General features: G+C 64.4%; 10 protein-coding genes. 8 read left to right on the top strand and 2 right to left on the bottom strand.

Going from position 1 to position 13,402, the window contains the following annotated elements:
• Positions 1 to 85 precede the first annotated feature (85 nt).
• From hutI to GBJ34_RS20575, 5 genes are read left to right on the top strand one after another with little or no spacing between them, the layout of a single operon-like run.
• Positions 86 to 1,282 (top strand): imidazolonepropionase, encoded by a 1,197-nt coding sequence (hutI, locus tag GBJ34_RS12940; protein WP_226341164.1) that lies wholly within the window; start codon positions 86 to 88, stop codon positions 1,280 to 1,282.
• Positions 1,282 to 2,811, top strand: a complete 1,530-nt coding sequence (hutH, locus tag GBJ34_RS12935; protein WP_151719630.1) for a histidine ammonia-lyase — start codon at positions 1,282 to 1,284, stop codon at positions 2,809 to 2,811. Before hutI ends, hutH begins: the two co-directional genes overlap by 1 nt.
• Positions 2,811 to 3,614 carry an N-formylglutamate deformylase gene (hutG, locus tag GBJ34_RS12930; protein ID WP_151719629.1) on the top strand — a complete coding sequence of 268 codons (804 nt, stop codon included), beginning with the start codon at positions 2,811 to 2,813 and terminating at the stop codon, positions 3,612 to 3,614. The genes hutH and hutG overlap by 1 nt, the downstream gene beginning before the upstream one ends.
• A 12-nt stretch (positions 3,615 to 3,626) precedes the next feature.
• Positions 3,627 to 5,342 carry a urocanate hydratase gene (gene hutU / locus GBJ34_RS12925; protein ID WP_151719628.1) on the top strand — a complete coding sequence of 572 codons (1,716 nt, stop codon included), beginning with the start codon at positions 3,627 to 3,629 and terminating at the stop codon, positions 5,340 to 5,342.
• A complete protein-coding gene (locus GBJ34_RS20575) occupies positions 5,339 to 5,887 on the top strand; it encodes a HutD/Ves family protein (protein ID WP_226341163.1) in 549 nt (182 codons plus the stop codon). The genes hutU and GBJ34_RS20575 overlap by 4 nt, the downstream gene beginning before the upstream one ends.
• On the opposite strand, the gene GBJ34_RS12915 is transcribed toward GBJ34_RS20575, so the two are convergent.
• On the bottom strand, positions 5,884 to 6,633 hold the full coding sequence (locus tag GBJ34_RS12915; protein ID WP_226341162.1) for a UTRA domain-containing protein: 750 nt from the start codon (positions 6,631 to 6,633) through the stop codon (positions 5,884 to 5,886). The genes GBJ34_RS20575 and GBJ34_RS12915 overlap by 4 nt on opposite strands.
• A gap of 104 nt (positions 6,634 to 6,737) precedes the next feature.
• Positions 6,738 to 9,176 (bottom strand): transketolase, encoded by a 2,439-nt coding sequence (locus GBJ34_RS12910; protein WP_151719627.1) that lies wholly within the window; start codon positions 9,174 to 9,176, stop codon positions 6,738 to 6,740.
• Positions 9,177 to 9,313: 137 nt separating this feature from the next.
• On the opposite strand from GBJ34_RS12910, the gene GBJ34_RS12905 reads away from it, so the two are divergent.
• The 3 genes from GBJ34_RS12905 to GBJ34_RS12895 form a co-directional block, all read left to right on the top strand.
• Positions 9,314 to 9,766 carry an Lrp/AsnC family transcriptional regulator gene (locus GBJ34_RS12905; protein WP_151719626.1) on the top strand — a complete coding sequence of 151 codons (453 nt, stop codon included), beginning with the start codon at positions 9,314 to 9,316 and terminating at the stop codon, positions 9,764 to 9,766.
• 509 nt (positions 9,767 to 10,275) lie between these two features.
• A complete protein-coding gene (locus tag GBJ34_RS21155; protein ID WP_192931213.1) occupies positions 10,276 to 11,133 on the top strand; it encodes a calcium-binding protein in 858 nt (285 codons plus the stop codon).
• Positions 11,134 to 11,247: 114 nt separating this feature from the next.
• On the top strand, positions 11,248 to 13,402 hold a 2,155-nt coding region (locus GBJ34_RS12895; RefSeq protein ID WP_192931212.1), incomplete at its 3' end, for a cadherin repeat domain-containing protein.

The following is a 13,402-nucleotide window of genomic DNA, read 5'->3' as shown; positions in this document are numbered from 1 at the left end:
CTTGATTTTTGCGCAGCATGGGTGCAGCCTTGTGAAGAGCCGAGGGCGCGGCTGATTCCGCCGCCCGCAGCTGATGGGGGATGCCATGACGCGAACGCTTTGGATCAATGCCCGGATTGTGACCTGTGATGGCGCGGTGCAGGTCAGCGCCCCGGGGGCGCTGGATCTGCTGACCGAAGGCGGGCGGATCGTGGCTTTGGGTGCGGACCTTCCGAGGGGCGGCGCCAAGGTCATCGATTGCGGCGGGCGGTTGATGACACCCGCGCCGGTCGATTGTCACACCCATCTGGTGTTTGGCGGCGATCGCGCGCGCGAGTTCGAGTTGCGCCTTGAAGGCGCAAGCTATGAGCAGATTTCGCAGGAGGGCGGCGGCATCAAGGCCTCGATGCGCGCCGTGCGCGGCTTGTCGGTCGAGGAGCTGGTGACTGCCAGCCTGCCCCGTCTGGACCATCTGCTGGCCGAAGGGGTCTGCACGGTCGAGATCAAGTCGGGCTATGGCCTGTCGATCGAGGCAGAACTGAACTTGCTGCGCGCTGCCCGACAACTGGCGTCGCGGCGGAAGGTGCGGGTGGTGACCACCTGGCTGGCCGCCCACGCCCTGCCGCCGGACTATGCGGGCCGCGCCGAAGATTACATCCGCGAGGTCGCCATCGCCGGGCTGGAGGCCGCCCATGCCGAAGGCTTGGTCGATGCGGTGGACAGCTTCTGCGAGGGGATCGCCTTTTCCACCGCCGAACTCGCGCCGCTTTATGACCGGGCGCGCGCCTTGGGACTGCCGGTGAAGATCCACTCCGAGCAGCTGTCGCATCAGGGCGGCACCGCCTTCGCCGCGGCCCGTGGGGCGATCTCGGCCGATCATCTGGAATATGCGACGGCCGAGGATGCAGCGCTGATGGCCGCCTCCGGCACCGTGGCGGTCCTGCTGCCCGGTGCCTTCTACATGCTGCGCGAGACGCAATTGCCGCCGGTGGCCGCTTTCCGCGCGGCAGGGGTGCCGATGGCGCTTTCGACCGATTGCAACCCCGGCACCTCGCCGCTGACCTCGATCCTGATGACCATGAACATGGGCGCCACGCTGTTCCGCATGACCGTGCCGGAATGCCTGCTGGCGGTCACCGCCCATGCCGCCCGTGCACTGGGTCTGGGTCATCAGACGGGTCGCATCGCCCCCGGCCTGGCCGCCGATCTGGTGCTTTGGAACGTCGAGACCCCCGCCCAGCTTGTCGCCCGCATCGGTTTCAACCCGCTTCACGCCCGTATCTTCCTCGGAGAGATCGTCTGATGACCAAGACCCTCATGCCTGGCTCGGTGCCGCTGGCCCAATTGCGTAGCATCTACTGGACCGGTGACGCACCCGCGCTGGATCCCGCGGCGGATGCCGGGATCGCCCGCTCCGCCGCCCGGATCGCCGAGGTCGCGGCTGGTGACGATGCCGTCTATGGGGTGAACACCGGCTTCGGCAAACTTGCCTCGATCCGTATTCCGGCGGGGGACGTCGCCACGCTCCAACGCAACCTGATCCTGTCGCATTGCTGCGGCGTGGGCGCGCCTTTGCCCTTGGATGTGGTCCGGCTGATCCTGACCTTGAAGCTGATGTCGCTGGGCCGCGGCGCGTCCGGCACCCGGCCCGAAGTTGTGGCGCTGTTGGGTGCGATGCTGGCGCGCGGCGTGATGCCGGTGATCCCGGAAAAGGGCTCGGTCGGGGCCTCGGGCGATCTGGCCCCGCTGGCGCATATGGCCGCCGTGATGATCGGCGAGGGCGAGGCCTATCTGGACGGCATCCGCATGTCGGGGGCCGAGGCGCTTGCAAAGGCGGGGCTGACCCCGGTGGTTCTGGCCGCGAAGGAGGGGCTGGCGCTGATCAACGGCACCCAGGTCTCGACTGCTCTGGCGCTGGCGGGGCTGTTCCGCACTGAGCGTGCGCTGCGCGCGGCCATCGTGACGGGGGCCATGTCCACCGATGCGGCGATGGGATCGACCGCGCCCTTCATCGAGGAGATCCACACCCTGCGCGGCCATCGCGGCCAGATCGAGGTTGCCCAGGCCTTGCGTGACTTGCTGGAGGGCAGCCAGATCCGCGACAGCCATGTCGAGGGCGATGAACGGGTGCAGGACCCCTATTGCATCCGCTGCCATCCGCAGGTGGCCGGGGCCGCATTGGATATCCTGCGTCAGGCCGCAACCACGCTGGAGATCGAGGCGAATGCCGCCACCGACAACCCGCTGGTTCTGTCCGATGGGCAGGTCGTCTCGGGCGGGAACTTCCATGCCGAGCCAGTGGCCTTTGCCGCCGATATCATCGCGCTGGCCGTGGCCGAGATCGGAGCCATCGCACAACGTCGGGTGGCGCTGCTGGTGGATCCGGCCTTGTCCTATGGGTTGCCGGGTTTCCTGACGCCGAAACCCGGTCTGAATTCCGGCATGATGATCGCCGAAGTGACCACCGCCGCGCTGATGAGCGAGAACAAGCAGATGGCGCATCCGGCATCGGTCGACAGCACGCCCACCTCGGCCAATCAGGAAGACCATGTGTCCATGGCCTGCCATGGCGCACGGCGCTTGCTGCCGATGACGCAGAACCTGTTCTGGATCATCGGGGTTGAAGCGATGATCGCCGCGCAGGGCGTGCATCTGCGCGGGCCGTTGAAATCCTCGCCCAAGCTCGAGGGGGCGATCGCCGCCCTACGCCGCCGCATAGCGGTGTTGGACACCGACCGCTTCATGGGCAGCGACATGGAGGCCGCGGGTGCGCTGGTCGCGGATGGTAGCCTCACGGACGCTGTCGCCGACCTTCTTCCGCAGGTCGGCTGATGGAGCCCTTCAAGGTCACCCAGGGCGACAGCCCGATCATCCTGGCCTTTCCGCATGTGGGGACGGGCGTTCCGGCATCGGTGGCGGGCCGCCTGAACGCCGAGGGGCTGCTGCTGCGCGACACCGACTGGCACATTCATGATCTTTACGCCGGGCTATTGCCCGGCGTGAGCACCGTCACCGCCACGCAGTCGCGCTATGTGATCGATTTGAATCGCGATCCAGAAGGTGCCAGCCTCTACCCCGGCCAGACCACGACCGGGCTGATCCCGCTGACCAATTTCGACAATACGCCGATCTGGCAGGCAGGGCAGGAACCCGGCCCGGCAGATATCGCGCATTGGCTGGATGCCGTGCATCGCCCCTATCACGCGGCCTTGGCGGCCGAGGTCGCACGGGTGAGGGCGCGCCATGGTGTGGCGATCCTGTATGATTGCCATTCGATCCGCTCGGAAATCCCATGGCTGTTCGAGGGCGTGCTGCCGGATTTCAACATCGGCACCGATGGCGGAAAGACCTGCGCGCCGGAGCTTGAGGCAGAGGTGGCGCGCATCTGCGCCACAGCCCCCGGCTATCGCAGCATCCTGAATGGCCGGTTTCGCGGCGGCTGGACCACCCGCCATTACGGCCGACCCGAGGCGGGCGTCCATGCGATCCAGATGGAACTGGCCCAGATCAGCCATCTGGCGACCGAGACCCCGCCCTTCACGCTTGATGCCGCCAAAGCAACCCGCCTGCGCGCGGTGCTGGCCGAGATCCTGACCACGCTGGCGGCCCTTGCCCCGCGCCTTGCCCGTTCCTGAAAGGTGAAGACCATGACCGATGCCACGATTGACCCCAAATTTGACCCCCGTCACAATCAACGCGACATCTATCCCGCCACCGGCACCGAGATCAGCGCCAAAAGCTGGCTGACCGAGGCGGCCCTGCGGATGCTGATGAACAACCTGCATCCCGATGTGGCCGAAAACCCGCATGATCTGGTGGTCTATGGCGGTATTGGCCGCGCGGCCCGGACGTGGAAAGACTTTGATCTGATCTGCGATGCGCTGCGCGATCTGGAGGCGGATGAGACGCTGCTGGTGCAATCGGGCAAGCCGGTCTCCATCGTGCGCACCCACAAGGATGCGCCGCGCGTCTTGATCGCCAATTCCAACCTCGTGCCGCGTTGGGCCAATTGGGAACATTTCAACGAATTGGATCGCAAGGGCCTGATGATGTATGGCCAGATGACCGCCGGGTCCTGGATCTATATCGGGGCGCAGGGCATCGTGCAGGGCACATACGAGACCTTTGCCGAAATGGGGCGCCAGCATTATGGCGGCGATCTGACCGGCAAATGGGTGCTGACCGGCGGCCTTGGCGGCATGGGGGGCGCGCAGCCCTTGGCGGCGGTCTTTGCCGGGGCCTCCTGCCTTGCGGTGGAGGTCGACGAGACCCGGATCGACTTCCGCATCCGCACCAGATACCTCGACGCCAAGGCCAAGACGCTGGACGAGGCGCTGGCGCTGATTGCCGAATGGACGGCCAAGGGCGAGGCGAAGTCGGTGGGCCTTCTGGGCAATGCCGCCGAGATCTTCCCCGAGATCCTGCGCCGTCAACTGGCGGGCGAGGCGCTGCCCAATGGCCGCCCCGATATCGTGACCGACCAGACCTCGGCCCATGATCCGGTGCATGGCTACTGCCCGGCGGGCTGGAGCGTGGGCGACTGGCGCGCCCGGCAGGAAAGCGATCCGGCGGGGGTGGACAAGGCCGCCCGCGCGTCGATGCGGGCGCATGTCGAGGCCATGGTGGGCTTCCATGACGCGGGTGTGCCGACGGTCGATTACGGCAACAACATTCGTCAGATGGCGCTGGAGGAGGGGTTCGAGCGCGCCTTCGCCTTCCCCGGCTTTGTGCCCGCCTGCATCCGGCCGCTGTTCTGTCAGGGCATCGGGCCGTTCCGCTGGGCGGCGCTGTCGGGCGACCCGGAGGATATCGCCAAGACCGATGCCGCGATGAAAAAGCTGTTCCCCGACAATGCCCATCTGCATCGCTGGCTGGACATGGCGGGCGAGCGCATCGCGTTTCAGGGCCTGCCGGCCCGGATCTGCTGGATCGGGCTGGGGGATCGGCATCGGGCGGGCCTGATGTTCAACGAGATGGTCGCCAGTGGCGAATTGAAGGCGCCGATCGTGATCGGGCGTGACCATCTGGATTCAGGTTCGGTCGCCAGCCCCAATCGCGAAACCGAAGGCATGATCGACGGATCGGATGCCGTGTCGGATTGGCCGCTGCTCAATGCGCTGACCAATACCGCCTCGGGCGCGACATGGGTGTCGATCCATCATGGTGGCGGCGTCGGCATGGGCTTCAGCCAGCACGCCGGGGTGGTGATCGTGGCGGATGGCACCGAAGACGCCGCCCGGCGGCTGGAGCGGGTGCTATGGAACGATCCCGCCTCGGGCGTGATGCGCCATGCCGATGCGGGCTATGAGATCGCGAAAGATTGCGCGCGGTTGCACGGGCTGCGCCTGCCGGGCATCCTGTGACCGGGCCTGTCAGGACAGGCATCTATCCACGGGCGGCGCGGCAGTTCCGCCCGTGGAAGAATGGCGGCGGCGAGACGGCGGAGATTGTCGTATCGCCCCCCGATGCCGGGTTTGATACCTTTGACTGGCGCATCTCCACCGCCATCGTCGCCACGGACGGGCCGTTCTCGACCTTTCCCGGCGTGGACCGGGTGCTGACGGTGATTGATGGCGGCGCGATGCGGCTGGAGGTGGCGGGCCGGGTGCATCTGCTGGATCCGGACAGCCCGCCCTTCGCCTTTGCGGGCGATCAGCCCTGTGCCGCGGCGCTGACCGCCGGGCCGATCCTCGATTTCAACGTGATGGTGCGCAGGCCGCTGCGTGCGACGGTCACGCGCGGGCCGCTGGCCTTGCCGGTTGCGAATGAGACGGTGCAGCTGGCGCTGTTGCTGCAATCGGGCGGCGGGCTTGCGCGGCTGGATCTGGTCGATCTGCGGGCCTGCGGTCCGGCGCAGCTGGAGGAGCTGACCGGGCTTGATGCGTTGCGGGTGGAGATCGGGGGCTAGCCTTCCGGGTTGGGTGCAAATTCTGCAACCAGTTCGTGCCGGTCACCCGGATAGGTCTGGGTCACCAGCGTCACCCATTGCCCGGCAATCTCGGTCCGGCGTGTGATCTCCAGACAGGGGATGCCGCTGACCTGCCCCAGATCGCGGGCGACCATGCCACTGGCCGCCACCGCCCGGATGCGGTGCTGCGCCGAGGTCCATGGGATTTCGCGCAAAAGCCAGGCCCCCGGCGCGATCTGTCGGAAATCCACATCCACGGCGGCAGGTGCGGTGTCGGGATTGATGATCCGCGCCTCATGGCAAAACGGCTGATCGCCCGCGAAATGCACGCCGCGCAGGGCCAGCACCTGCCGGGACTGTGGCAGATCGCCCATCGCCTGGGCCTCATCGGGCAGGGGCGCGCGCAAGGCGCGTTCGGTCAGATCAAAGCGCCATTCCAACCCAAGCGCCGCGACCTCTGCCGCGATATCGGCGATCTCCAGCACGGCGGCCTGCGCCATGGGGCGGGCGACAAAGGTGCCAAGTTTCTTGCGTCGCACCAGAAAGCCCTCGCGCGTCAGTTGCGCCAGAACCTTGTTCATCGTCATGCGCGAGACACCATGTGCCTCGGCCAATTGTGTCTCGAAGGGCAGCTGAAACCCCGGCGGCCAGTCGCGGCTGGTGATGCGGTCGCGAATCTCGGTCAGGATACGGTCATGATGGGTGATGCGCGGGGCGGCCTGCGCCTGTGTCGCGATCTCTGTCATGCGCCCTGCCTCCCTGCGGTCTTAAGGCCAAGTCTAGACCGTCCTTCGGCAAGGTTCCACAGGATGCAAGACCGAAGGCGCGGTATCCGCGCCTTCGGCCAGGGTCAGTTGCGGATCGGGCGCGGCCCGTTGGTCAATGCAAGGGCCGCATGAACCAGCGACTGCCGGTCGATGCCGAAATGACGATAGAGATCCTGAATCGTGCCGGTCTGCCCGAAATGCTCCACCCCTTGGGCAAGGGTGCGGTGGCCATGCACCCCGCCCAGCCAGGCCAGCGTCGCCGGGTGCCCGTCAATCACCGTGACGATGACGCAATCGCGCGGCAGGTCTGCCAGCAGCGTCTCGATATGGCTGCGGGCCTGCGTGTCACCCGCAGCCCGGGCGCGCAAGGCCGCCGACCAGCCGGCATTCAGCCGGTCGGCCGATGTCACCGCCAGCACGCCGACATCGCGGCGGTGTTGGCCCAGCAAACCGGCGGCCGCGATGGCCTCGGGCGCGATGGCCCCCTGATAGGCGATGACCACGCTGCAATTGGGGCCCGGCGGCCGCATCCAATAGGCACCGTCGATGGCCCCCTGACGGAAGGCATCATCCTGGCGCTTGCCGGGCTGTTCCAGCGGATTGGTGGTGAGGCGCAGATAGACCGACCCCCCGGTCTGGTCGCGCAGCCATGTGCGCGGATCGGGCGTGCTGTCGCCATCGCGTTGCAGATAGTCAAAGGCCCAGGCCATAATCACCGCCAGTTCATCGGCAAAGGCGGGCTCGAACGCGGCCAGCCCATCCTGCGCCATGCCGGTCAGCGGCGTGCCGATGGATTGATGCGCGCCGCCCTCGGGTGCCAGTGTGATGCCCGAGGGCGTGCCCACGATCATGAAGCGCGCATCCTGATAGCAGGCATAGTTCAGCGCATCGAGGCCGCGATGCACGAAGGGGTCATAGACCGTGCCGATGGGGAACAGCCGCTTGCCGAACAGGCTGTGCGACAGGCCCGCAGCCCCTAGCAGCAGAAACAGGTTCATCTCGGCAATGCCCAGTTCCAGATGCTGGCCTTCGGGCGTGAATTCCCATTTCGCGGTAGAAGGGATGCGATGCTCGATAAAGGCATCAGGCCGGGGCTTGCGGGCAAACAGCTTGCGCCGGTTCACCCATGGGCCAAGATTGGTCGTGCCGGTCACATCGGGCGAGGTGGTCAGGATGCGGGCGGCAAGGTCGCTGTCACCCTTGGACAGATCATCAAGGATCTTGCCGAACGCGGCCTGGGTCGAGATTTCGCGGTCAGTATCGATGCGGATGTCCGGCACCGGGATCTGTGGTTCATCATGGCGCCGCGCGCCTTTGGCAAAGAACGGCACCTGCGCCAGAAAGGCTTGCAGCCCGGGCAGATCCGGCACCGCCGCCAGCGGCTCCCATTCCTGTCCTTTCGGCACGCCCATATGCGTTTGCCATGCCGCGAATTGCGTCGGGTTCATCAGCCCGCCATGATTGTCCTTATGGCCCGCAATCGGCGTGCCCCAGCCCTTGACGGTATAGGCCAGAAAGCAGGTCGGGCGGTCGTGATCCACCGCGTCGAACGCCTCGGCCATGGTCTGCACGCAATTGCCACCAAGGTTTTCCATCAGCGCAGCAAGCTCCGTATCACTGCGCCGCTCGATCAGAGCCGAGACCGCGCCCTGGTCGCCCAGATCCTCCATGAGATGCTTGCGCCAGATCGCACCGCCCATGAAGGTCAGCGCGGAATAGTGCTGGTTCGGGCAGCGGTCGATCCAGTGGCGCAAGGCGCTACCACCCGGTTCGGCAAAGGCCGCGCGTTGCTGGGCGCCATATTTCACCCGCACGATATCCCAGCCGAAGGTGCGGAAGATCTGCTCGATCCGCTCGAACAGGCCCTCCTGCACGATGCCGTCCAGCGATTGGCGGTTATAGTCGATGATCCACCAGCAATTGCGCAGATCGTGTTTCCAGCCCTCTTGCAGCGCCTCATAGATATTGCCTTCATCCAGTTCGGCATCGCCCACCAGCGCCACCATGCGGCCGGGCGTGACCCCGCCCCCCCATGCCTTGGCGGTGATGTAATCCTGCACCAGCGATGCAAAGGCGGTGATCGCCACCCCAAGCCCGACCGAGCCGGTGGAGAAATCCACGTCATCGCAATCCTTGGTGCGGCTGGGATAGCTTTGCGCCCCGCCATAGCCGCGAAAGTTTTCCAGATGGGCGCGGCTTTGGTTGCCCATCAGATACTGGATGGCGTGGAACACAGGCGAGGCATGTGGCTTCACCGCCACCCGGTCTTCCGGGCGCAGCGCGTGGAAATAAAGCGCGGTCAGGATCGACACCATCGAGGCAGAGGAGGCCTGATGCCCACCGATCTTGATGCCGTCGACCTTGGGCCGGATGTGATTGGCGTGATGAATCATCCAGTGCGACAGCCATAGCAGGCGCTGTTCGACGGTTTTCAGATGGCTTTGGGGCGTCAGGATTCCGGGGTGCGTGACATCGGCATTCGTGTCGGGGGCCGGGATCGTGCGGTGGGCTGGCTGTGTCATGGTCTCCTCCTGACGGCAGGTTAGCGCGCGTCAGGGGTAAATTTTCGTCAAACTGATTGGCATTTCGGTGCAGTATTGGCGGAATCCGGCGTCATATGTAGAATGATTGGCGGAAGCAGGCGCAAGAGGCCAAAGGCATGGACCAGATCGACCAACGCATCCTGCGTGAATTGCAGGCCGATGCACGCCTCTCGCATCAGGAACTGAGCGAAAGGGTGGGCCTGTCCCCATCGCCTTGCGCGCGCCGCGTGCGGCGGCTGGAGACCGAGGGCTATATCACCGGCTATGGCGCGATTGTCGACGAGACCCGGCTGGGCTTTGGCTTCAACGTCTTTGTCTCGGTCAAGCTGGAACAGCAGGTCGATCGCCGTCTGGTGGAGTTCGAGCGCGAGGCCCGCACCTGCCCGGAGATTGTCGAATGCTGGCTGATGACTGGCAGCTTCGATTACCTGCTGCGCATCGCGGTGGCGGATCTGAACGAATATGAACATTTTCTGACCGGCAAACTGACCAAGATCCCCGGCGTGGCCTCCATCGAATCCTCGATCCCGATCCGCCGGGTGAAGCATCAACAGCAGCGGATCAGATAGGGCCTAGCCTCCGGCACCGCACCAAATGCGGGGAGGGGGAAAATGCAATCGCGACATCAGCGGCCAAATCGCGGTGATTGGCCGATGGCCTTGGGCCGATCGCGGGTGCACAGATATTTCTCAATGTCCTCATCAGGGTAAAGAGTTCTCGGGGGCGATCTGCAACGGCACAGATGCCCGGTCCGCACCCGGCATAACCCGTCCTGCTGAGGATCGGTCAGAGGGATAAAATACAGTTGACTATTTTTATCTGATTTAATAGCCAATCGGCAATAGATCAGCGGAAGAGGGATAAACCCCCCAGACGCGCATACGATTGAAGAGTGTGCCCAGTCGGAATTCTCACCGCGACATGTGGCATTTTACGCCATGACTGCAGCCCATACGCCTTCACAGGCGAAGCCCAGCATCTGCCAGGTAGACGAGAAAATCCTGTCCGGTTTTCCAGGTATCCCGTTCAACCTGAAGGCAGCTTTGAATGCTGTGCTTCGTTCAAGAAGGAATTGACTATGGCCACCGTCACCATCACGGCAAATTCCGCAACAGACTTCAACGCGTTCATCGACACCATCGGGGGCGGCTTTGACAGCAGCAACCGTGGCCACTTCCAGATCGGGCTGTTCAACCACCCGAGCTATGGCTTCCAGTCGGGCACCAACAGCACCGCCTTCGTCGCCGAAGGCGCGCTGACCTATAACCCGATCCCGGGCTTTCCGAATTCGCATGTTCTGGAAGGCACGCTGAATTCGCTCGATCTCGGCACCACGCTGAGCGCGGGCACCGGCACCAGCTATGTCATGGCGAAACCAACCCTGGCCACCACCCAGGTCGAGATCGATAATCTTGGCATCACGGGTTCGGGCGTCGGCGGTCCGGCCAATGCCATCGTCTTCGGTCTGGCCAATGGCGATGCCTCGGCGCTGGAAACCTATCTGTTCAACACGTCGGGCAACAGCATCAACTTCGTGGGCAGCTCGGGAGCGGATGCGATCGTGGCTGGTATCGGCAATGACGTGCTGGCAGGTGGCGGCGGTGCCGACACGCTGAGCGGCGGCAACGGCAATGACACCATCACCGGCGGTGCGGGCGCAGACCGTCTGACCGGCGGCAACGGTGCCGATACCTTCGTTTACACCTCTGCCGCCGACAGCCGCCCGTCTACCGGCGTCGATACGATCGTCGATTTTGTGACCGGCACCGACAAGATCGACCTTGGCTGGGCCTTCACCTGGGTGACCGGTACGCCGGTCTCCGCAGGCCAGGTGACCTATGACGCGGTTGCGGACGTGCTTTACGGCCTTTCCGCCGCAGGGACTACGTTCCAGATCTCGTCTGCCAACACCATCGGCCAGTTCGATCTGATTTGATCATCTTGCTGATCTGATACAGGTCCAGCCCGGCACCGGACTGGACCGCAGGCTGTTCAGGTTCGGGGCCTGGCCCCCTGTTCGATATCACATTGCATCCAGAGGGAGGCCCCCATGCCAGCAGATAACACCGTCATGTCGATCGAGCCCTGGCCGCTTACAGTGGCCGCCGGCACAGAGGTCGGCACGGTCGTGGCCGTCGTGACGGCCTCCGACCCGGACGGGTTCGGCCCCGTCTGGGGCGGCTTCTCTTTGGGAAATATTCTTCATTTCCGTCTTGAGAAAACCAGTGAATCGACATGGAACCTGCTGGTCAATGGCCCGCTGGATCATGATACGGTGCCCCAGGCAGAACTGGAGTTTATCTCGCAGGATCTGGAAGGGAATGTCGACATCTTCTATTACTATGTCGATATCGCGGCCCCGCCTGCGCAGGTCGTGGCAATCTCCAACAACACCATCTCTGAAGGCGCGCGCACCGGCACCCTGCTGGGCACGTTGTCGGCGGTTGACCCAGAGGATGGCATTGTCTCGTTCAGCCTTGCGGCGGGCGAGGGCGACAATAACAGCGCGTTCAATCTGGTGACCAACAGCGATGGCACCTACAGCATCCGGCTGAAAAGCCCCCTCGATTACGAGGCGCGGCCCGATGGCATTTACAATCTGGTGGTCGACGCGACCGATGCCAATGGCAATGTCACGCGCCAGACCATCCAGATCCAGGCGACCGACGATCCGTTCAAGATGACGAACGTGCCGACCGGCAAGGATTACATGAGCATCACCGAAGCCGCGCCTGCGGGCACGCTGCTCGGTTTTGCCTATGCATTCGATGAAAGTTTCACCCCCACCAGCCTTGAACTGGTCGATGACCATAACGGCTTGTTCACCATCGTCACCCGCGTGGTGAACGGTGTGACCACCCATTACCTCGCGCTGAACGGCACGCTGGATTACGAGACCCAGGACCTTTACGCGGTCACGCTGAGGGCCAGCGATGCCAACGGCGTCTCGCATGAGAAAACCTTCCATCTGCATGTGACCGACGCGGCAGAGGCCGGCGATACCGCGCGCGGTGCGATCACCATCGATGCGGCCACGCTGCTGGCGGCCGAACATGGCGGCATCAACTGGAATACCTATCTGCAGGACAAATACGATATCGCGGTTGGCGGCTTGCCGGACTTCTCGCCCGTGGGCAGCGGCTGGACGCCCTCCAACCCCTCCAGCGCCTTCCTCTTTGCGCTGGAACAGGTGGTGGGGGGCTGGCGTATGGCGCTGCATGGCTCGGATCTGGTCTATAACTGGGTCGATCCGATCAGCGGTGAGGATGCCCATATTGTGTCGGGCATCATCAACAGCATCGTCTTTGGCAAGAACAACGGCGAAAGCGCCAATCCCTATCAGGTGGATGATGCCGAGGTGACGATCTCGGGTCTGGATATCAGCAATGATTCCGGCCTGCTGAACCGCATCTTCGGGGAAGCCCAGCTGCTGGCGCAGACCTTCATGAACGGCAATAGCAGCACGCCCTCCGACATCGAATTCGTGAAGGCGCTGCTGGCAGGTTACGCACAGAACTTCATCGGCTCGGCGGGTGACGACACCTATACCGGCACGGTGTTCAACGACACCATCAGAGGCGGCGGTGGCGATGACAGCCTGGATGGCGGCGCGGGCATTGATACCGTGGTCTTTGCCGGCAATGCCAGCGCCTATGGCGTGACCGAGAATGACGATGGCAGCTGGACGGTGACGGATAGCCGCAGCAATGGCGATGGCAGCGACACGCTGCGCGATGTCGAGGTGCTGCGCTTTGCCGATCGCGAGGTGGTGCTGGGTGCGGTTGTGAACAATGCCCCGGTCATCACCTCCAATGGTGGGGGGGCCACGGCGGCCATCACGGTGGCCGAGAACCAGCGGGCCGTGACCACGGTCACGGCGACGGATGCCGATGCCGATACCACGCTGACCTACACGATTTCGGGCGGCGCGGATGCGGCCCTGTTCACCATCGACGCACGCAGCGGGCGGCTTGCCTTCAAATCCGCCCCCGACCATGAGGCCCCGAAGGATGCGGGGCGCAACAATGTCTATGATGTTGTGGTCTCGGTCAGCGATGGCGATCTCAGCGACAGCCAGGCGCTGCAGATCCGCGTCAGCGATGTGAACGAGGCCCCGGTCATCACCTCGAATGGCGGTGGGGCTGCGGCGGCGATCCGGGTGGCGGAGAACGGCACGGCGGTCACCACGGCGCGGGCGACTGACC

The sequence above is a fragment of the Gemmobacter serpentinus genome, assembly GCF_008973825.1.
Classification (GTDB): Bacteria; Pseudomonadota; Alphaproteobacteria; order Rhodobacterales; family Rhodobacteraceae; genus Gemmobacter; species Gemmobacter serpentinus.
This window is presented reverse-complemented; position numbering and strand designations above follow the sequence as displayed.